22 protein-coding genes are annotated in these 21,164 nt (G+C 51.5%); all 22 read right to left on the reverse strand.

The genetic code is table 11. The annotated features are described in order from the left end of the window. Positions 1–26: 26 nt before the first annotated feature. A complete protein-coding gene (gene fliY, locus NST69_RS17550; protein ID WP_036724675.1) occupies positions 27–1,361 on the reverse strand; it encodes a flagellar motor switch phosphatase FliY in 1,335 nt (444 codons plus the stop codon). Then, complete coding sequence (fliM, locus tag NST69_RS17555) at positions 1,351–2,349, reverse strand: flagellar motor switch protein FliM (protein ID WP_036692509.1); 999 nt, start codon at positions 2,347–2,349, stop codon at positions 1,351–1,353. The genes fliY and fliM overlap by 11 nt, the downstream gene beginning before the upstream one ends. A gap of 39 nt (positions 2,350–2,388) precedes the next feature. Next, the gene (locus NST69_RS17560) at positions 2,389–2,856 is read right to left on the reverse strand and encodes a flagellar basal body-associated FliL family protein (protein WP_076078616.1); all 468 of its coding nucleotides are present in this window, start codon (positions 2,854–2,856) and stop codon (positions 2,389–2,391) included. Then, positions 2,853–3,077: a flagellar FlbD family protein gene (locus NST69_RS17565; protein ID WP_036724671.1), complete on the reverse strand. Its 225-nt coding sequence runs from the start codon at positions 3,075–3,077 to the stop codon at positions 2,853–2,855. Before NST69_RS17565 ends, NST69_RS17560 begins: the two co-directional genes overlap by 4 nt. A gap of 112 nt (positions 3,078–3,189) precedes the next feature. After that, positions 3,190–4,008, reverse strand: a complete 819-nt coding sequence (flgG, locus tag NST69_RS17570; RefSeq protein ID WP_036724668.1) for a flagellar basal body rod protein FlgG — start codon at positions 4,006–4,008, stop codon at positions 3,190–3,192. A 123-nt stretch (positions 4,009–4,131) separates the two neighbouring features. Beyond that, a complete protein-coding gene (locus tag NST69_RS17575; protein ID WP_076158282.1) occupies positions 4,132–4,515 on the reverse strand; it encodes a TIGR02530 family flagellar biosynthesis protein in 384 nt (127 codons plus the stop codon). Further along, entirely contained in the window at positions 4,512–5,048 is a 537-nt protein-coding gene (gene flgD, locus NST69_RS17580; protein ID WP_340979560.1) for a flagellar hook assembly protein FlgD, read from the reverse strand. Before flgD ends, NST69_RS17575 begins: the two co-directional genes overlap by 4 nt. Positions 5,049–5,075: 27 nt before the next feature. Next, positions 5,076–6,548 carry a flagellar hook-length control protein FliK gene (locus tag NST69_RS17585; protein WP_342546558.1) on the reverse strand — a complete coding sequence of 491 codons (1,473 nt, stop codon included), beginning with the start codon at positions 6,546–6,548 and terminating at the stop codon, positions 5,076–5,078. A 22-nt stretch (positions 6,549–6,570) separates the two neighbouring features. Continuing rightward, positions 6,571–7,518: a kinesin gene (locus NST69_RS17590; RefSeq protein ID WP_235191853.1), complete on the reverse strand. Its 948-nt coding sequence runs from the start codon at positions 7,516–7,518 to the stop codon at positions 6,571–6,573. 18 nt (positions 7,519–7,536) lie between these two features. After that, positions 7,537–7,980 (reverse strand): flagellar export protein FliJ, encoded by a 444-nt coding sequence (gene fliJ / locus NST69_RS17595; RefSeq protein ID WP_036724661.1) that lies wholly within the window; start codon positions 7,978–7,980, stop codon positions 7,537–7,539. 6 nt (positions 7,981–7,986) lie between these two features. Beyond that, positions 7,987–9,312, reverse strand: a complete 1,326-nt coding sequence (gene fliI, locus NST69_RS17600) for a flagellar protein export ATPase FliI (RefSeq protein ID WP_342546561.1) — start codon at positions 9,310–9,312, stop codon at positions 7,987–7,989. Next, the gene (locus NST69_RS17605; RefSeq protein WP_076078608.1) at positions 9,293–10,141 is read right to left on the reverse strand and encodes a FliH/SctL family protein; all 849 of its coding nucleotides are present in this window, start codon (positions 10,139–10,141) and stop codon (positions 9,293–9,295) included. Before NST69_RS17605 ends, fliI begins: the two co-directional genes overlap by 20 nt. Beyond that, positions 10,134–11,150 (reverse strand): flagellar motor switch protein FliG, encoded by a 1,017-nt coding sequence (gene fliG, locus NST69_RS17610; protein ID WP_036692485.1) that lies wholly within the window; start codon positions 11,148–11,150, stop codon positions 10,134–10,136. Before fliG ends, NST69_RS17605 begins: the two co-directional genes overlap by 8 nt. A 4-nt stretch (positions 11,151–11,154) precedes the next feature. Further along, positions 11,155–12,744: a flagellar basal-body MS-ring/collar protein FliF gene (fliF, locus tag NST69_RS17615; RefSeq protein WP_342546563.1), complete on the reverse strand. Its 1,590-nt coding sequence runs from the start codon at positions 12,742–12,744 to the stop codon at positions 11,155–11,157. 34 nt (positions 12,745–12,778) lie between these two features. Continuing rightward, on the reverse strand, positions 12,779–13,087 hold the full coding sequence (gene fliE, locus NST69_RS17620) for a flagellar hook-basal body complex protein FliE (RefSeq protein WP_036724654.1): 309 nt from the start codon (positions 13,085–13,087) through the stop codon (positions 12,779–12,781). Positions 13,088–13,116: 29 nt separating this feature from the next. Continuing rightward, positions 13,117–13,563, reverse strand: a complete 447-nt coding sequence (gene flgC / locus NST69_RS17625) for a flagellar basal body rod protein FlgC (RefSeq protein WP_036692480.1) — start codon at positions 13,561–13,563, stop codon at positions 13,117–13,119. A gap of 6 nt (positions 13,564–13,569) precedes the next feature. Continuing rightward, a complete protein-coding gene (gene flgB, locus NST69_RS17630) occupies positions 13,570–13,977 on the reverse strand; it encodes a flagellar basal body rod protein FlgB (RefSeq protein ID WP_036724652.1) in 408 nt (135 codons plus the stop codon). 376 nt (positions 13,978–14,353) lie between these two features. Further along, on the reverse strand, positions 14,354–15,754 hold the full coding sequence (hslU, locus tag NST69_RS17635) for an ATP-dependent protease ATPase subunit HslU (RefSeq protein ID WP_342546565.1): 1,401 nt from the start codon (positions 15,752–15,754) through the stop codon (positions 14,354–14,356). Positions 15,755–15,787: 33 nt separating this feature from the next. After that, a complete protein-coding gene (gene hslV, locus NST69_RS17640; RefSeq protein WP_036724650.1) occupies positions 15,788–16,330 on the reverse strand; it encodes an ATP-dependent protease subunit HslV in 543 nt (180 codons plus the stop codon). Positions 16,331–16,370: 40 nt separating this feature from the next. Continuing rightward, complete coding sequence (gene trmFO / locus NST69_RS17645) at positions 16,371–17,759, reverse strand: FADH(2)-oxidizing methylenetetrahydrofolate--tRNA-(uracil(54)-C(5))-methyltransferase TrmFO (protein WP_342546568.1); 1,389 nt, start codon at positions 17,757–17,759, stop codon at positions 16,371–16,373. 23 nt (positions 17,760–17,782) lie between these two features. After that, positions 17,783–19,879, reverse strand: a complete 2,097-nt coding sequence (topA, locus tag NST69_RS17650; protein WP_340952133.1) for a type I DNA topoisomerase — start codon at positions 19,877–19,879, stop codon at positions 17,783–17,785. Between the two features lie 99 nt (positions 19,880–19,978). Next, on the reverse strand, positions 19,979–21,097 hold the full coding sequence (gene dprA / locus NST69_RS17655; RefSeq protein WP_342546569.1) for a DNA-processing protein DprA: 1,119 nt from the start codon (positions 21,095–21,097) through the stop codon (positions 19,979–19,981). Positions 21,098–21,164: the final 67 nt, after the last annotated feature.

Here is a 21,164-nt window from a genome sequence, read left to right on the forward strand (position 1 = left end):
TTTTACAAAATCCTCCCTAAGTATGCTTATTGTAATTTTTGTATACGGTCCCACTGGCTGACGATATCCGTAACGCGGACACCGAAGTTCTCGTCGATAACTACGACTTCCCCCTTGGCAATGAGCTTGTTGTTAACCAGAATGTCAACAGGCTCACCTGCCAGCTTGTCCAGTTCAATAATTGAACCTTGCGACATTTCCAGAATATCTTTGATCTGCTTCTGGGTCCTTCCTAATTCTACGGTTACCTTCAGTGGTATGTCCATTAATAAATTTAAATTATTTTCGTCAATATTGCCAAAAGCCCCTGCACTCAGATTCGCAAATTGCACAGGCTGTACATTCACATTACGGCCCTGTGCCGGATTCTGCGGCTGAGCCTGCGGATAGGGCGTGCCCTGAGGCGGCATTCCGTAAGGCGGCATGCCCTGCATCCCATACGCCGGCATCCCTGCCGGAGGATAATAATATCCCCCTTCCGGCATTCCCGGATAAGGCGGCATGCCCTGACCCTGCGGCGGATATTGCGGCGGGTAACCTCCCGCCTCCGGCGCAGGCATCTGCTGCTGAGCTGTAGGCGGCGCCTGCGCTGGTTCCGGTGCTGGCGCTGGTGCGGCTGCAGCAGCCGGAGGCGGTGTGGCTTCTGCCGAGGAGACTGCCGCTTCCTGGTCAGCCTGGCTGACATCGCCTAGCAGCATGGTCACCATATCCTTGGCGAATTGTACAGGTAGCAGCTGCATGATGGTGGAATCAATCAGATCGCCGATCTTGAGGCGGAAGGAAATCTGGATCAGAGTCTCATCATCCGGCAGGCTACCTACACCTTCTCCGCTGGACATGTTAAGAATATCAATGCCAGGCGGAGAAATGTTGACGAATCTGTTGAAGATCGTTGACATTGAGGTAGCGGACGAGCCCATCATCTGGTTCATCGCTTCCTGCACGGCACTGATATGAATCTCGTTCAGTTCCTCGTCTTTGGGATCTCCTTCCCCGCCGAGCATCAAGTCGGCAATAACCTGTGCATCCCTGATCTTGATCACCAGAGAATTGATTCCCTGGAAACCGTCGACATACTGTACGTGAACAGCTACATGAGGTTTGGGAAAGGCTTCCTCGAACTCTCCGCGTGTAATAATGGATACCTTAGGGGTAGTAATGTCTACCTTCTTACCCAGCAAGGTGGAGAGTGCGGTTGCCGCACTTCCGAAGGTGATATTGCCGATCTCTCCCAATGCATCCTGTTCAAAAGGTGTTAAGTAATCATCCACGGTCTTCGGTGAAGGAGCCAAATTGCCTTCCGCAGACTGTCTAAGAAGAGCATCTATCTCTTCCTGGGACAAATAATCTTTACTCGTCAAACTCTTCAACCCCTTCGCTGACAATCTCGTCTATTTGCACAGCCACACGTTCTTTGATCATCCCCGGACTTCCAATGAATTTCAGCTTGTCCCCCACCTTAATCGACAGACCGGAATCCACCGTCTTGTTAAGAGAAATCACGTCGCCGATGCTGAGCCCGAGAAATTCAGCAATGGATAAATTCGATTCGCCCAGCTCAGCCACGATGGGAAGCTGCGCCCGGTGCACTCTTGCCCGGATGGCTTCGAGCTCTACCTCATCCCGCACCTTTTTCTCAGAGACAAACCACTGGTGCACCGAGAGTCTTGACATAATCGGCTCCAGCACAACGTGTGGGATACAGAGATTGATCATCCCCGTTGTGTCTCCTATTTTGGTACTGAGGGAGATCAGGGCAATCGTTTCATTAGGCGATACAATTTGCATAAACTGCGGATTCGTTTCCAGCGCCTCCATCCGGGGATGGATATCAAGCACCGTCTTCCAGGCTTCCTGCAGACTTTCAAAGCATCTGCTGAAAATCCTCTCCATAATGGTCGTTTCGATTTCAGTCAACGCGTTGATTTTGGAGGGTGCCGTTCCGAAGCCGCCAAGCAGACGGTCCAGCATGGCAAAAGCAATATTCGGATGCACCTCCATCACCATCCGGCCCTCCAGCGGCTCGGCCTCAAAAATATTCAATATCGTCATTTTGGGAATGGAGCGGATAAACTCGTCATAAGGGAGCTGCTCTACTTGAACGACATTGATCTGCACGAAGGTGCGCAATTGAGCCGAAAAGTACGTTGTAAGGTAGCGGGCAAAGTTATCATGAATCCGGGTTAAGCTGCGGATATGATCTTTGGAGAAGCGTACGGCCCGTTTGAAATCATAAGAGCGGATCTTTTTAGTAGTTTCCTCTTTTTTAAGTTCGTCGGCATCCATTTCACCGGATGAAAGTGCAGCAAGCAGAGCATCAATTTCGTTTTGTGATAGTACATCAACCAATTCAATCACCCCCCCATCAAAGAATTGACCCGCCTGCAGCTACATTGGTGCCATTATGAATTTGGTGAATTCAATCTGGGTAATCGAACCTTCTGTCAGGTTTTTGTTGATAATGTTCACCAGTTTGCTGCTGAACTGATCTTTGCCGCTGGCCCCATTCAGCTCCTCGGGTTTGGCATCGGCAATCGCTTTGATAATCAGCGGTGTTATTTTAATCGATTTTATCTTTTCGAATTCTTCCTTGGACGCCGCTGAATCTAATTGAAGCGCGATGTCAACTGAAAGGATGTAATCGGGATCGGCGAGATTAGTTTTGATATCCTGGATTTCGGCCGTCATCTTAACAATTTCATCAGCAGTCATCTTCTTCGTCTCCACGTTCTGGACAGCCTTGTTCACTTCATTCCCGTCACCCGGGAAAAATCTGTCCATCAGCAAGAATGCAGCGACTACGATAAGGGTAACGGCCAGCAATATCGTGATGAGCCATGGCAGCATCTTTTTCATGAAAGCTCCTCCATTGACTGGACTTTAATGGTGGCAGCGTGTGTGCCTATGTCCCTGTTATATTCCTTGATCTTGCTAATGACTTCATCGGCCTTCTCAAGCACGATCAGCCTTTTGCCGGTTACCAGCGTAATATACGTGTCCGGTGATTCTTCAACCATTTCAACCAGCAGGGCATTCAGCCACATCCCCGCCCCGTTCAATCTTGTTACCGAAATCATGACAGGCCTCCTAACCTAAATAGGGGGAGGAGATCCTCCCCCACGACTGCAATAACATTTCCGCTGCAGGCAAAACGTTATTATTCAGCAAGTTACATATTACGGTTCAGGCTTAACGCTTCAGATTAACTACTTCCTGCAATACTTCATCGGAAGTGGTGATAATCCGTGAATTCGCCTGGAATCCACGCTGGGTAACAATCATTTCTGTAAACTCGCCGGTCAGATCCACATTGGACATTTCCAGCTGGCCGGTAACGATGGTACCTGTCCCGGCTTCTGGATCATTGGCAGTTGTCGGCTCCAGTGCACCTCCATCGTTTGCATTTAAGGTCACCCGGTACAGATTTCCGCCGATTTTCTCAAGCCCCTGCGGATTGCTGACTTTAGCCATGCCAATCTGTACACCAGCCTCAGTAGTGCCGTCTGCCATTGTCTGCACAATCGTTCCGTCACTGGAGATGGAGAATGCCGTAACATCGTCAGCGATCTGAATGGGTCCGCCTCCGGAGTCAACGACATGCAGGCCATCCGATGTAATCAGATTGCGGCCCGCATCCACATGAAAATCTCCGGCACGGGTCAGGAATGGAACCTCCTGATCACCCGAAAGCTTCACCAGAAAGAATCCGTCTCCATCGATTCGCAGATCTGTAGGGTTATTCGTTGTCATCGCACTACCAGCTGTGTGCAAAGTGTCAATGGAACCAATGGATACCCCAAGACCGATTTGCTTGGCATTGACACCGCCTTGTCCCTCTTCTCCGGGTGCTGTAACCCCAGAGACGGTCTGGCTCATGATATCCTTGAACATCACGCGCCCTGACTTGAAGCCGATGGTATTGACATTCGCAATATTGTTACCAATGACATCGAGCTTAGTCTGGAATCCGCGCATACCTGAAACCCCTGAGTACATAGATCTTAACATTATTAATCGTCCTCCCGGTTATAGAGTCTTCTGACTCTTAAGAATTGAAAGATGAAGCTGGAGCGGTGGCCGCGTCAGTCGGTCGGCAGCCACTTTCGGCTCTCCAGTAAGGACCAGCCGAGGTCAAGATATAATTACTGCACTGTCAATCTGCGTGAATACATTGTCTTTCATTGAATTGCCGTCCATCGCTGTAACCACTGTCCGGTTCTTTACACTTACAATCAATGCCATGTCCTTCATAAGAATCAGGGATTCTTTGCTTCCCTTAGCGGCTGCTTTGTCTACCGCAGAGGAGATCTGATCCAGCTGGCGGCTGCCAAGCTCGATTCCCCGCTGCTCCAGACGCTTTGCTGCATGATTGCTGAACTTCAGCATATTCTTCTGCAGCACACTCTCGAACGACGCTTCAGGACTTGATGAGCCCTTAACAGATTGCTGACGCTGCAAGGCGGAAGGATGTACAGCTGCCGGATATAATTGTCCGATAGTTATTCTGTCACTCATGATGTCTCCCCGCTCTCCCCGCCACTTGTTTCAGTCTCGCTGGCTGCCGGAGTCTCACTGGCCGCTGGTGTCTCGCTACCCGCTGGAGTCTCGCTGCCCGCTGCAGGTGTAGTGCCGGCATTCTGAATTTGCGTAATATCCGTCAGAGCAATCCGCTCCTTGCCTACCACTGCGTATTGCACACCGCTGCTGACCACAATTGATTCGACATTGCCTGATTTCGGCAATTTCGTCTCGGCATCCGTCCAGGTGATATCCTTCCCGATCAATCCGGACACAGAGCCAAGGGACTGATTCAGTGCTGTAAGCTGGGTGGATATATTCATAAGCTGCTCTACAGATGAGAACTGAGCCATTTGAGCGATGAATTCCTTATCCTCCATTGGCTGCATCGGGTCCTGGTTCTGCAGCTGGGTAATCAGTATTTTCAAGAACTGATCCTTGCCCAGTGTAGAGTTGCCTGTGGTCTTGGGTGTCTTATCATTCGCTACATAATTCCACTCGTTGCTGTTAGACACGGGATTCGTTGCCATATCATTTCACCTCGCTTATCCTGTAGATCAAATCTTGGTTGAGAATCCGCCGCTCTGGTTACTGTCCTGCTGAGCTGCTGATACCCAGTCCTTCCATTCTCCATTAAGCTCTGCGGCAAGCACGGCATCTGCCGATTCTTCCTGGCGTTCCCGTGAACGTCTGCCTTGCTGCTGTCCGCCCGCGCCTGTCTGCTGACCCTGACCTCCGGTCCACTGTGACTGAGGGGAGCTGTTGTTCTGCGTAACTTCCAAGCGCTCTACTTGAAGTCCCTGGGACTGCAAGGCCAATCGAAGCTGACTCATCTGCTGCTCAAGCATATCCTTGGTTCCGGCATGCTGGGTCATGAACTGTGCCACCAGATTACCGTTTTGCATGGAAATCTTCACATCCACTTGTCCCAGATTCTCCGGGAATAAGGTAATCGTGGCTTCAGCCACTCCACCCTTCTTGACAATCTCAAGCTTGCCGCTGATGAAGGTGTTCATCTCCTGGGCGAATTGCTGAACCGGCACTGGCGCGGCTTCCGCCTTGAGCGGTGCAGTAATTCCGTGCCGCAGGGATAATTGGCCGGCCGTTACAACCTCCGGCTCCGCGGTCACTGCTTCGCCAGCGGGCAAAGCCTCCTCGGCTGATACGGTCTTCTTCATCGAAGCTGCCATTCCTGCAAGAACAGGAGTGGAGCCCTCATCTGCAATTACAGCTTCGGCGGTACCGGCTGCTGCTGCATCCAACATGGAACGAGTGCTGGCTGAAGCCCCCAATAACCTACGGACATCCGTTGCCAAATCTGCTTTGCTATACATTTCCACCTTGGGCTCGCTTCCTGTTGCCTGCTTAAGCGACACCGCTGGAGCATCCACAACTGCTGGAGCCTTGTTAGCCATGGACTTGTGATTAACAGGCGCACTCTCCGCCATAATAGCCGAGAATTGATTCAGAAGCGCCGCTCCTTTGGCAGCAGTCTCCTGATCCCCGCTGACAGCTGCCGTCTGAACCTGTTGAAGCAGGCTGTTCAGTTCATCTTGAACGGCAAAGCGCAGGGTTTCAGGGTTCTTGGCAAGCGGCGACAAGCTGATGGATGTATCAGCAGCAGTAGCCAAGGCATCCTGTGAACCTGTAGAGGGATTGCCGGACACAAGAGCAGATACTTGAAGCAGCCAGCCTTGAAGCGCTGCAATCAGCGCCGGATCAGCCGCAAGGCTGGTGTCCAGCTTCTCTATATCCTGCACAAGACCTTCCAGCAGTTTCGTTTGCTTGACATCTGCGCTACCTGCCTCTTCTCCCTTAGCCTGAACAGCACTCAGGAGTCCCTGCAATAATGAAGCCAAATTACCGGCTGCAGGAGTCTCAGTGCCTTTGACAGCGGTAACTCCCACCATGCTCTGCACAAGCGTCTGGGCAAATGGCGTCGCCGGATTAACCGTTCCGGTTGTTCCCTGCGTTGTTCCGCCGGAAGCAGCCAGATTGCCTGCGGTTAAGGTTTGTAGAATAATACTCATCTTTTTCACCTCCCTTCAAAAGTTATTTCCCGCCCATCAGACGGTTGACAATTTTGGCTGTCTGTTTGCTGTCTTTCTTGGTCATCTCCCCCAGAATCGAGGAGCGGACCGAGTCACTGACCGTATTCAGCACCGTGATGACCTTATCCGGACTAAGGCTGTACATGGAGCCAAGCAGCACTGCCGCATCCGCAGCGGGCATGCTGGTGAAAGTCTGGCCTAGCTTCTCCTGATCCAGATTAGCTGAAGGCTTGGGAGTAGTGGTACCCGCCTCCTGCTTCAGCCGGGATTGCAGGGCTGCAATAGCCATATCGGTTGAATTTGTGGTTTCTTTTAGCTTTATGGAGACATCTGCCGCTTTTTTGGCATCCATTTTTTCCAGGATGGCCGATTTTGCCGCATTGCTCATCACACTGAAGATTTGAACCATCTCATCGGTAGTCAAATTCTCCATGATCGGTGCCGCTTTGGAGGCCTTCATGCCGGCGTAGAGTTTGGCCAGATCCGTCACTTTCTTCAGATAAGGATCTTCCTCTTCCTCGGTGGCTGCGGCCGTTTCAGCGGCAGTCTTTAACTCTTCAACCTGCTTTTGAAGCGCTTCGGCCTTGGTGGTCTCCGCCGCCTTGTCTTCCTCAGCCTTCTTCAGCTTCTCCTCCTGAGCGGTAAGCTGTGCTTTGAGTTCTTTGATCGTGCTCGCGGAGCTGGCGGCTTGCTCCTTGCTCTCAGCCGGCGGATTCTCTGCGGCTTCACCTGGCGCTGCCGGGTCCGGCGGGGGATCAGGCACCCATTTCTCTATAACAGGAATTTTGTTGGCAATCGCCAGCACGTTGTTACGGATATCCATATTAAATAGGGTGAGCAGTACCCCAAGCAGTACAAGCGTGAAAATGATTGGAATCATCAAGAACAAAAAACGCTCTAATTTGCCTGCCGACCCTTCATCTTCAAGTTCCATCTGATTATTTGCCACTAGCGGAAACCTCCCGGGTTAGAGGGATTTCATCGCGAAGCGGACGGTAGCCATCTCATCCAGTTCGTTTTGTTCCCGTAAACTCATATTCTGCAGAAATGCGGTTTGTGCTTTGTCTTTGGCCTTAAGCCATACCTTCTCATCCAGAACCTTAGTACTCAGGTGATCCTGCTTATTCTGAACCTCAACATGTGCAAGGCTGATATCGGAATGCTTGCGGGCAATGCATTTGTCGAGATAATCTACGTAATCCTGCATTTCGCGAAGCTTAGCCATCGGTGTCTTCTGCTGTGCTGCACTTTGCAGGGACAACATCAGCGTACTGCGCTGGCCGATTAATTCATCAAGGCTTTTTTCCTGTGCCTGCAGTTCTCCGAGCGCGCTTGAGAGCATCCACTCTGCCTGTGTTTTTTCGTTACCCTTCAAGTCCACCACTTTTTGAAAAGTATAATGGAATCTCATGATCAATCAACTCCTCGAGAACTGTGAAATTAAAGTCAGCTGCACTTCGCTAAGGGTTACCTTCTCGTTCACTTTTTGCTTGGTGAAATCCCAGATGCTGTCGATGTAATGCATCGACTCATCGATTTGCGCGTTAGAGCCCCTCTGGTAGGCTCCGATGTTAATCAGATCCTCGGAATCCTTATACACCGCCATCAGGCGCTTCACATTCTCGGCTGCTGCAATCTGCTCCTCCGGGGCGATATCCTTCATCACCCGGCTGATGCTTGCGAGAACATCGATCGCCGGAAAATGTCCTTTGTTGGCTATATTCCGGTTCAGAACAATATGCCCGTCCAAAATACCGCGTACAGCGTCTGCTATCGGCTCGTTCATATCGTCACCGTCAACCAGCACCGTGTAGAACGCAGTGATTGAGCCTGTAGGACCCGTTCCGGCCCGTTCCAGCAGCTTAGGCAGACTGGCGAATACAGAAGGTGTATACCCTCTCATCGCCGGAGGCTCGCCGACTGCCAGCCCTACCTCACGCTGCGCCATCGCATAACGTGTTACCGAGTCCATCATCAGCATGACATTCAGACCACGGTCGCGGAAGTACTCGGCAATCGTAGTAGCGATCAGTGCCCCCTTAATCCGGATCAGCGCAGGCTGATCGGAAGTGGCCACAATGACTACCGAACGCTGAAGGCCTTCCGGCCCCAGATCACGCTCAATAAAATCAAGCACCTCTCTGCCACGTTCACCGATCAGCGCAATCACATTGACATCTGCCGAGGTGTTGCGGGCAATCATCCCCATCAGGGTACTCTTCCCCACACCCGAGCCGGCAAAAATCCCTACGCGCTGCCCCTTGCCGATCGTCAAAAGTCCATCGATAGCCCGGACTCCAATGCTGATCGGCTCGGCGACCCGCGGGCGGTTAAGCGGATTGGACGGAATGTTGAAGGTAGAGCTATGCGGCATTCTGGCCGGTATCAGTGAACCATCCAGCGGCTGTCCCAGACCGTCGAGAACCTTCCCGAGCAGCTCCGAGCCGACTTGAACGCTCAGCGGCTTGCCGGTGCCCACCACATCACAGCCAGGCCCGATGGCCTGCAGTTCGCCAAGCGGCATTAACAGCACCTTGTTATCACGAAACCCGACAACCTCTGCCTGAAGCGGCTTACTTCCTTTGGCAGGATAGATATAGCACACATCACCGATGCTGGCGTCAGGCCCTTCCGACTCCACCATCAGCCCGATAACCTGCGTAACCTTGCCATTAATCCTTACCGGATCGAAGTTACGCAGCTGATCTTTGTATCTTCTGCTGTCAAGCATCGTCGTCCCCATTTCTGTGTTCATCCGAGTCCAGAGCGATTCTTAGCAGTTCTTTTTTAATTTCGGCAAGCTGGGTATCGACACGGGCATCGATGCTGCCGAAGGAAGACCGGATTACACACCCCAGATCTCTGACCGTTGAATCCGGCAGAATCTGCAGCTCAGCCTGTGAGTCCACAGCAAGCGAGAGCTCTTCCCGGGCCGCATTGACAAAAGCAAACTGTGCAGGAGACACACAGAGTGAGATCAGCCCCTGCTCGCGTTTTCGGGCCAGGTTTTTACGGATCAGATCCATCGCAAATTTCGGTTCAACGGTCAGCTGCTTGTCCACGATTTTCTCAGCAATATCGCAGCTTAGCTCTACAAGAAACGGTTCCGCCTCCTGTATAATTACATCTCTTGCCCGGTATGCTTCCTGAAGCACGGTCCGCGCTTCTTCCATCATCTCGGCAAGACGCAGGGACATCTCCTGCTCTGCTTGAGCCAGACCTTCCTGATACCCCTGCTGGTACCCCTCGGATTTGACGGCTTCGATCAGCAGCTCATCCTGTTCCCTCCGCTCGCGCCACCATTCTTCAGCTTCAGTCCGTGCTGATTCCACAATATTCTCCGCTTCCTCGGAGGCGCTGCGGACCTGACTCTCCGCGAACTCCTGAGCATCCTTCAGCATTTGCTTGCGGGACTGCTCCGCTGCCTCCCTGGCGGGGTCCTGGTAGTGGACTTCACCCGGAGGCTCTTCTGGAGCCGGCTCTTCAGTCAGGCCTGCATGATGTCTGGCCTGTTCAAGACGCTTCAGCACATCTACCGGAATATATTGAGAATGCTTGATCAGCTTAGACAATAATGTCATCTCCTCCGCCACGGGCGATGATAATTTCACCAGACTCTTCGAGTCTGCGGATCGTGCCTACGATGCGGGTCTGTGCTTCTTCCACATCACGCAGCCGCACAGGTCCCATGTACTCCATTTCCTCGCGGAAGGTCTCGGCCATACGCTTGGACATATTGCGGAAGATCACATCCCGCACTTCCTCGCTGGCCACCTTGAGCGCAAGCTGCAAGTCCGCGTTGTCGATATCCTTGATAATCCGCTGAATCGAGCGGTTGTCGACATTGACGATATCCTCGAAGACGAACATCCGCTTCTTGATTTCCTCGGCCAGCTCCGGGTCCTGAATTTCCAGGGAATCCAGAATGGTCCGTTCTGTACCGCGGTCTACGCCGTTCAGAATCTGTACAATCGATTCGATACCGCCTGCATTCGTATAATCCTGTGTTACTGTAGCAGACAGCTTCTGTTCCAGGACACGTTCGATTTGGGTGACCACCTCTGGAGAGGTGCTGTCCATAATCGCTATTCTTCTGGCTACCTCCGCCTGCTTCTCCTGAGGCAGGGAAGACAGAATGGAGGCCGCCTGTTCAAATTGCAGATAAGAGAGTACAAGTGCAATGGTCTGTACATTCTCGTTCTGGATGAAGTTGAGAATCTGGTTCGGATCTGCCTTGCGGGCAAAATCGAAAGGTCTTACCTGCAGCGTTGCTGTCAGGCGGTTGATGACTTCGAGCGCCTTGGCTGAGCCGAGAGCTTTCTCAAGAATCTCCTTGGCGTAATTGATACCGCCCTGCGAGATATATTCCTGTGCGAGACAGATCTGATGGAATTCGGACATGATCGACTCTTTTTCCCCGCTGTCCACTTTGCGTACATTCGCAATTTCCAGCGTCAGCTGTTCGATTTCCTCATCCCGCAGATGCTTAAATATTTGTGCCGATACTTCAGGCCCTAGTGTGATAAGCAGGATCGCCGCCTTTTGACGGCCGCTGAGTCCCTGCTGGCTAGCTTTTGCCATCTCTTCACCTCTGTTCTTCAGCAAGCCAGGTGCGGAGCAGATTTACGAATTCATCCGGCTTCTTCTTTGCCAGACTTTCCAGCTGCTTGCGGACCTGACTTTCATTCGTCACGCTATCCATATTAATTGAAGGGAACTCGGTAGGAACCTGCAGCGGAATATCTTCTTCGACCTCTTCCTCCTGCTTGTTCTTGCGGCTGCGGTAGATCAGATAACCTCCGCCTGCACCGACCAGCAGAGCAGCCGCACCGATGGCCCAGATCATCCAGGTTGCCATTCCGCCGGATGCGTTCTCGGCAGTAGCACCTCCAAATTGTTGCGAGAATACCGAAACTTTTTTGGTCAGGTCTGCGTCTGTATAAGTGATACCTGAATCTGCCAGGGACGCACGGACAATGTTGACCAGAATGTTCTGTATCGCTCCTGAAGTAGCCTCGTCCAAAGTTGTTTGTCCTGCAGGTGGTTCAACCGCGACATTTATGGTTAAATCTTTTACAGTATATGGACTTGCGATGATATCTTTAGTGATTCTAGTAACTTCATAGTTCCTTGTCTCCGATGATTCCTCAGAAGAAGAAGCACCTGTGTCAGCCCCCGCAGGATAACCTGCAACATCTTCAGATCCTGTACCTGCGACTCCTCCGGAAGTGTTCCCTTGGCCCGAGAATGTTTTGCTGATAATCTGCGAGCTGATCTCAATCCCCTTCATATTCTCAGCATCCACCGGTACTACAACATCTTCCTTTCTGTTCTCCTTATCGAAATTAAGCTTGGAGAACACCAGGACATCAACCTTATCGGGACCTGTGAGGGTAGTCAGGAATTGCTTGACATCTTTCTTGACATCGTCTTCGAATTTCTTCTTGAGTGCGAAGTTCTCTTCAACCTGGCTGGAGATTCCCGCCTGGCCGCCCTTGGCCGTCGGTTTCAGCTCCACCTCGTTGTTGGTGATTGTAATGTTGTCGATGGGAAGATTCGGGACAGCGGTCTTCACGAGATTGAAGTAGCCGTCAATATTTTCCTGGGAAGGTCTGAATCCCGGATTGAAGCTCATCACCACGGAAGCCTGCGCTTTCTCCTGATCCTCCTGTGAGGCGAATACCGTCTCCTTCGGCAGGGTAATGAGAACCTTGGCGTCTTTAATCCCCTGCATCCTTCTCATCAGCTGTTCAACTTCACCATTAAGCGCATTGTTGTATTTAACATTGAATTCACTGTCTGTAGTACCGATCATGGACGAGGATTCATTGAATACCTTGTACCCGATCGAGCCTTGCTGAACGATTCCCTGAGAACCAACAGCTATCTTGATACGTGCAGCGTCCGTACTGGGAACGGAGATACTTTTACCATCCGGGCTTAAACGGTAAGACACCCCTGATGTATCCAAATAACTCATAACTCCCGCTGAATCGGTACTGTCCAGGTCCTGAAAAGCAACCTCGTATTCCACCTTCGATAACTGCATGGTCGTAACTACGATTATTATAATGATAATAAACAGAGTGGAGAAAAACATTATCTTCTGTTTACCGCTGAATCTGTTCCAATACTGGGTTATCTTCTCCCGGTACTGGGCCAATCTTTCATTCACAGTGTCACCCCATCCGAAACGTAGCTAGGATTATTTAGATTTGAGTTCTCATAATTTCCTGATAGGCTTCAATCACTTTGTTCCGGACTTGTGTAGTCAGCTGCAAACTCAGCAATGCCTGTTGGGACGAAATCATAGCCTCATCAATGTTGACCTCTCCCAGTACAAATTTGTTACTCATGTCCTTCGCCTGCTGTTCCTGATCTGCTACCTGGTTAAGCGCATTCTCCAGGTATGAACCGAAGCTCTGTCCCGGCTCTTGCACGGCTGAGGATTCTGCAGCTACGGACTTCATAGCCAGCGGCTGAACCGCCTGGTTCCCGATCAATAAATTCTGTATCAATTCTTCTCCTCCTAGACAGTCAATTCATTCTACCGGCCGATTTCAAGCGCCTTGGTCACCATGGATTTGGATGCGTTCAGCATCGTTACATTCGCTTCGTAAGAACGCGAGGCAGACAGCATGTCCACCATTTCCTTGGTCACATCCACATTCGGCATATATACATAACCGTCAGCGTCCGCATCAGGATGGCTCGGATTATACACCGGCTTGAGCGGAGAAGAATCCTCGATAATCGATTTCACCTTGACGCCATCATTGCCGCCGCTCATCTTGGAGCCTAGTATATTCGCGAAGCTGTCAGCCTGGGTAGTTTCCAGAACTGTGAGCTTACGGCGGTAAGGTACGGCTTTGCCGTCCACCACGGAGGCTCTTGTGGTCTCGGCGTTGGCGATATTGGAGGAGATCACATCCATCCGCAGACGCTGGGCGGTTAAAGCTGATGCGCTAATACCAAAGCTGCTGCCAAAGTTCATTATTGATTACCCTCCCTGTACAACAGTACGCATCATTGTGATCTGACTGTTCAGCTGTTCAACATAAGAGTTGTATCTCAGCTGGTTCTCGGCGCTCAGCGCCTGTTCTCGATCCATATCCACATTATTGCCGTTGTTATTCATAGATGTAGTCTCATCGGTACTGACCACAGCGGCCGGCATGCCGGTCACTGTCCCGAAGCGGAAATGACGGGAGTCTGATACTTTCGCACCCAGTGTGGCTTTAAGTCCGCTCTCCTGATCTCTCAGGAAGCTCTCAAAGCTAACATCTGAACGTTTAAAATTTGGTGTATCATTATTTGCTACATTATTAGCCAGAACACTTTGTCGTTTGGTGGCGGCATCTAGGCCTCCTTGTAATCTTTGAAAACTGACACTGTTCAGCAAACCCATAGTAATCCCCCTTCCAAACCTATCATAATGAAAAGAATTCCACAACTTTGTTCAAATCCCTGCTTATTTTCGACAAATAAAGTCATTTTTTTCACAACATATTCGTCTTAAAGTCGAACCATGTCGATGAATGATTCTTATGTCAATCTCACATACATTGATTCTCTTAGAATTTGTATATTATTACAATAAGAAATAAGCCCTATCTTTTCAGAAAAGAGAGGGCTTAAAGCATGTTTTTACAATTATTTTCCTTTTATATTACATTTTCTGCTTTATTATAGAATTTTTTAACTTTTTATGCATGAATTTAGAATCAAATTTGTATAACCATAATTCGAATTACCTATATTGATGATTTTATAGCTCTGCCTTCTCACAGAATATATTGGCTTAAGTCGCGGTCCTGCGCGATTCCTGCCAGTTTTTCGCGAACATACTCCGGAGTGATGACCATAGTGTCGAGCGTCAGCTCAGGTGCCTCGAACGATAGATCCTCCAGCAGCTTTTCCAGGATCGTATGCAGACGCCGTGCCCCGATGTTCTCCATATTCTGATTCACGGAGGCCGCGATCTTGGCAATTTCCTGAATGGCTTCCTTCTGGAACTGGATTTCAATGTTCTCCGTCTGCAGCAAATGCACATATTGTTTCGTAAGTGCGTTCTCAGGCTCCGTAAGAATAGATACAAAGTCCTCAAGTGTGAGACTGCTCAGCTCTACACGGATCGGGAAGCGCCCCTGAAGCTCAGGGATCAGATCTGAAGGCTTGGCAATATGAAAAGCGCCTGCGGCGATGAACAGCACGTAGTCTGTCTTCACAGGCCCGTATTTGGTCATGACTGTCGATCCCTCGACGATAGGCAGAATGTCACGCTGCACGCCTTCGCGGGATACATCGGGACCGGAGCCCTTGCCCTGGCTGGCCACCTTGTCGATCTCATCGATGAAAATAATCCCCGATTGCTCTGCACGGGCTACCGACTCCTGAATCATGTCGTCTGTGTCAATCAGCTTGGCCGCTTCATCCTGAATCAGCACCTTGCGGGCTTCACGGATCGGCAGCTTGCGCTTCTTCGTACGCTTCGGCAGCAGGTTCCCGAACATCTCCTGCATGTTCATGCCCATCTGGTCATTGCCCTGCCCAGCGAACATATCCATCATCGAAGGCGTCGTGTCCTCGACATCAATCTCAATGACGTCATCCTCTAACTGGCCTGCAAGCAGCTTGAACTTGATCCCTCTGCGGCGTTCGCTCAGACTTCCATCCTCCGGCTCTTCCTTGGATTCCTCCGCCCCGCCGGTGTTTCCGCCAAAAATCATCTCAAACGGATTGCGCTGCGATTTCCCCTTCGAGGAGGAAGGGACCAGAATTGCCACAATCCGGTCATTCGCCAGCTCTTCTGCGCGGTCCTTCACCTTTTCGGTGCACTCCAGCTTCACCATACGGATAGAGGTCTCTACCAGATCCCGGACCATCGACTCCACATCACGCCCCACGTAGCCGACTTCCGTAAATTTGGTCGCTTCGACTTTGATAAACGGGGCATTAACAAGCTTAGCCAGACGCCGGGCGATCTCTGTTTTACCTACACCGGTAGGGCCGATCATCAGGATATTCTTCGGCACAACCTCATCCCGCAGCTCCTCGGACAACAGACTGCGCCGATACCGGTTGCGGAGGGCAACGGCCACTGATTTCTTGGCCTGCTTTTGACCTACGATATATTTGTCAAGCTCTGTTACGATCTGGCGTGGCGTAAGCGATTGATTCACCATTGTGACTTCCTCCCTTTATATATGGCACCTTGCCTATAACTCTTCGACAATAATATTGGAATTGGTATACACACAGATCTCGGAGGCAATTTGCAGCGCTTCTCTGGCAATGTCACCGGCACCCAGATGGGAGGCATGGCGCTTGAGCGCCCGCCCGGAAGCCAGCGCAAAGTTACCGCCGGAGCCGATCGCCAGTACATCATCATCCGGCTCGATAATTTCACCATTGCCGGAGATCAGCAGCATGCCTTCCTTATCCATTACGATCATGAGCGCTTCCAGCTTGCGCAGAATGCGGTCCTGGCGCCAATCCTTGGCCAGCTCCACCGCTGCCCGCTGCAGATTGCCGTGGTGCTCCTCAAGCTTCCCCTCGAACTTCTCGAACAGCGTAATCGCATCAGCTACAGAGCCTGCAAACCCGGCAATGACCTGACCTCTGTACAGGCGGCGGACCTTCTTGGCCGTCGTCTTCATAATGACACTCTCTCCGAAAGTAACCTGGCCGTCACCGGCAATCGCCGCATGGCCGTTATGTCTTACCGCACAAATCGTAGTTGCATGAAAGCTGGGTAACATGATGAGCACCCTCCTCAGATTAGGTAATACAGGTCTGAACCTATTGTGCCGGTTGTGCAGGACTATCCGCTTCTGCCCGATCAGCATCCATCGGCTCCGGCTCAGCATACTTCAATTCATGGGCTGCAGCATAAGCAGCAAGGCTGTCAAGCGCCCGGTAAGCCAGACGTTCGTTCTTTTCTTTTTTGCTGCGGAACCGTGTCTCAAGCTTCGGCAACAGGCCAAAGTTGGCATTCATCGGCTGGAAGTGTTCAGGATCTGCCGAAGTAATATAGGCGGGCATGCTGCCCAGCACCGTGTCCTCGGGGAAGATCAGGCTCTCTTCGCCAAGCGCTGCTCTCGCTGCATTCATACCGGCGATCATACCGGAAGCCGCAGATTCTACATACCCTTCCACCCCGGTCATCTGGCCGGCAAAATACAATCTCTCCCGGCCCTTCATCTGGTAAGTGGGCTGCAGCAGCTTAGGGGAATTAATAAAGGTATTGCGATGCATGACCCCATAACGAACATATTCCGCCTGCTCCAGGCCAGGAATGAGTGAGAATACCCGTTTTTGCTCGCCCCACTTCAGATGGGTCTGGAAGCCGACCAGATTATACAGCGTACCGGCAGCATTGTCCTGGCGCAGTTGCACAACCGCGTAAGGGAGCTTGCCCGTGTGAGGATTGAGCAGTCCTACAGGCTTCATAGGGCCGAACAATGCCGTCTGCTTGCCGCGTCTCATCATAATTTCAATCGGCATACAGCCTTCAAAGTAAATCTCTTTCTCAAAATCTTTGAGTGCAGCCGTCTCAGCCGAGATCAGCGCATCATAAAAAATATCGAATTCCTCTTCCGTCATCGGACAGTTCAGATAGGCGGCTTCGCCTTTATCATAGCGGGAGGCCAAATAGACCTTGCTCATATCGATGCTGTCTTTCTCTACGATCGGAGCCGCTGCATCATAGAAATAAAAATACTCTTCGCCAAGCAGTCCCTTGATCTCCGAGGACAAGGAGGGTGAAGTCAGCGGCCCGGTGGCAATAACAACAATCCCTTCCTCCGGTATATGCGTAAGTTCTTCGTTTATGACTTCCACCAAAGGGTGGTTATGCAGCATGGACGTGATTTCACCGGAGAATCCGTCCCGGTCAACAGCAAGAGCGCCTCCCGCCGGAACGGCATGCCTGTCGGCTGCACCCAGTACCAGAGAGCCCAGACGCCGCATTTCTTCCTTAAGTACACCCACTGCATTTCCGAGGCCATTCGCCCGCAGTGAGTTGCTGCAGACCAGCTCGGCGAACTGATCTGTATGATGCGCCGGTGTCTTTACGACCGGACGCATCTCATACAATCTGACCGGAACTCCGCGCGAAGCGATCTGCCAGGCGGCTTCACTTCCGGCCAGACCTGCTCCGATAACGGTTACTTGTGCTTTTTCTGTCAATTTCCGTTCCTCCTGTAACCCTATTATTCTGCTAACTCATCGCTTTCGATTACAGCCTCTGTATGGTCGCATGAGGTGCACTGCAGCTTGGTTCCCTGCTTGTTGCGCTTCTCGATCATCCAGGAGCCGCAAGCCGGACATGGCTTCACTGACGGCTTATCCCAGGAAACAAAGTCACAGCCCGGATATTGGTCGCAGCCGTAGAAGACACGCCCCTTCTTGCTGCGCCGCTCCACTACCTTGCCTTCATGGCATTTCGGACAGCTTACACCGATATCCTTAATGATCGGCTTGGTGTTGCGGCATTCCGGAAATCCGGAGCAGGCCAGGAATTTGCCGAACCGGCCCAGCTTATAGACCATCGGCTTACCGCATTTCTCACACAGCTCATCAGAGACCTCATCTTCAATCTCGATTTCCTTCATTTCTTCTTCCGCATATAGGAGTCTTTTCTCAAAGGATTCATAGAACTCGGCCAGCACCTTCACCCAATCCTCTGCACCTTCCTCCACATGGTCAAGGTCCCCTTCCATATGGGCGGTGAATTCCACATTGAGAATTTCCGGGAAGAACTCTTCCATTTGCTCTATGATTAGTTCTCCAAGCTCAGTCGGCATGAACTTCTTCTCTTCAATCGCCACATACCCGCGCTTCTGGATCGTCTCCAGGGTCGGCGCATACGTACTTGGACGGCCTATGCCCAGTTCCTCAAGCGTCTTGACGAGACGGGCTTCTGTATATCTTGGCGGCGGCTGGGTGAAATGCTGCTTCGGCTCAATCTCGCGCTTCTCCAGCTCATCGCCCGCCTTCAGCTGCGGCAGGAACTTCTCTTCGTCTGTTGTGCCGTCGTCATTGCCTTCCACATACACCTTCATGAAGCCCGGGAACGAGACCTTGGACCCTACCGCTCTGAATATCGCTGTACCGGCTGTAATATCTACCGACAACGTATCCAGCAACGCGGAAGACATCTGACTGGACACAAAACGCTCCCATACGAGCTTATACAGCCGGAATTGATCACGGCTCATGAATTCCTTGACCGTATCCGGCTCACGCAGCGCAGAGGTCGGACGGATCGCTTCATGCGCGTCCTGGGCGCCCGCAGCCTTCTTGGAATATTGACGCGGCGTCTCGGGAATGAACTTCTCACCGTATTTGGATTGGATCAGCTCCTTGGCTTCATCCTGGGCCGTAGTGGATATACGCGTGGAATCTGTACGCATATAAGTGATTAACCCGACAGTGCCTTCCTTGCCCAGCTCCACTCCCTCATAGAGCTGCTGTGCAACAGACATCGTCTTGGACGCGCGGAAGCCCAGCTTACGGGCAGCCTCCTGCTGCAGTGAGCTTGTCGTGAACGGAGCGGATGGATGCCGCTGTCTCTCCTTCTCTTTCACTTCTTTGACCTGGAAGGCCGCGTTCTTAATCGCTTCCAGCACTTCCTGCACATCGCTCTCTTGACCCAGTTCCTTCTTCTCGCCGTTCAGGCGGTGGAACTTGGCTTCGAATTCAGAATCCCGAATCGCTAGCCGAGCAGTAATGCTCCAGTATTCTGTAGGAATGAATTCAGAAATTTCATTCTCCCGGTCCATAACAATCTTAACCGCTACCGATTGTACCCGTCCGGCGGAGAGGCCTTTTTTGACTTTCTTCCATAATAGAGGGCTAATCTTGTAACCGACAAGCCGGTCCAGAATCCGCCGCGCCTGCTGGGCGTTCACCAGATCCATATTAATCTTGCGCGGTGTCTTGAAGGCATCCTTCACCGCCTGCTTGGTAATTTCATTGAAGACCACGCGGCATTCCTGTGTGTTGTCCAAATTCAGCGCATTTGCCAAATGCCAGGCAATAGCTTCCCCTTCGCGGTCCGGGTCAGCTGCGAGATAGACTTTTTTCACTTTTTTGCTGGCATCCTTAAGTTCCTTCAAGATAGAGCCCTTGCCGCGGATCGTTATATATTTGGGATTGAACTGATTCTCCACATCCACACCGATCTGGCTTTTTGGCAAATCTATGATATGCCCCATTGATGCCTTAACAATATATTTGCTGCCCAGATATTTACCAATCGTTTTCGCTTTTGATGGTGATTCTACAATAACCAACGCATCTGCCATAGGTTTTCCTCCCAAAAGTTCGTAAGCAGATCACCTCCTGAACCAGTCATCGGACCCGGCTGTACCAGGAAGTCTATGCTTACCACAGTTACTTCTATATTAAATTACCTTATAAATTGCACCCGGTAATTGTGTTACCGCTTTTTTTATGATTAAAGATAACAGAACTGAATGCAAATGTCCAAAATCCCACCTCGTTGACGCGAGCAGCTCATCGAGTGTAAACGGGCCTTGATGCAGTATATGGTAAAGGTGCAGCTCCTCACTTGTCAATTTCTTTTCCATCAGATCGGCTGGACTCTCCCGCTCTACAGCGCCTGCTGAAGCTGATGCAGCCCCCTTGGAAGGCAGGCTGGAGACGTATTCTTCCACAATATCTGAGGCACAGGTTACCAGCTTCGCACCTTGCTTAATCAGCTCCAGTGCCCCTCTGCTCTTGGGAGAGGTCAACGGCCCCGGCACGGCAAACACATCCCGGCCTGCTTCAAGCGCAGCATCGGCGGTGATCAGGGACCCGCTGCGGCTGTCTGCCTCCACCACCAGTGTTCCCAGCGACAAGCCAGCGATAATCCGGTTGCGCTGCGGGAATAATCCGGGATGACTCGGAGTTCCGATAGGATATTCGCTAAGAACCAGCCCTTCCCGAGAAATCTGCCGCTCCAGCTCACGGTTATCCGGAGGATAGACCTTGTCCAAGCCGGTTGCCACCACCGCAATGGTCCCTCCTGCTCCGCCTAACGCCGCTTCATGACAGACACTGTCAATCCCCCTCGCCAGGCCGCTTACAACCGTGAGACCGGCTGCACTTAGCTGTCCCGCCAGCATCTCCCCCACCCTGCGCCCATAAGCGGTAGGCACCCGGGTCCCCACCATAGCAACAGAGGGACGGGAAGCCAAATCCAGACGGCCACGATAGTACAATACCCAAGGCGGCTGAGGGGTTTCCCTCAGTTGTACTGGGTAGTGATCATCCAGAATAGTGACCATCGCTACACCGCTTTCTTCCATTAAAAAGCGGCGCTTCAGCACCCATGCTTCATTGAAGTCTGCCGCCAGCCGGGCGGATATTACACCGCTGATTCCAGCCCGTTCCCACTCCTCGGCAGAACAGGAGAAGACAGCATTCGTCAAAAGACCTGCCCGGCGGATCTTGTCGATACTTTTCCAGCCAATCCCTTCCATCTCATGCAGACCGAACAACAGCTCCCGAATTTCCAAATGTATTCTCTCCCCGTGCGGAAGGGCCAGCCTTCCTTATTGTCTTAAACCAAATTGACTTAAACCA

Origin of the sequence: Paenibacillus sp. FSL P2-0089, from assembly GCF_038595095.1 — a bacterium.
Lineage (GTDB): Bacteria > Bacillota > Bacilli > Paenibacillales > Paenibacillaceae > Paenibacillus_AQ > Paenibacillus_AQ silagei.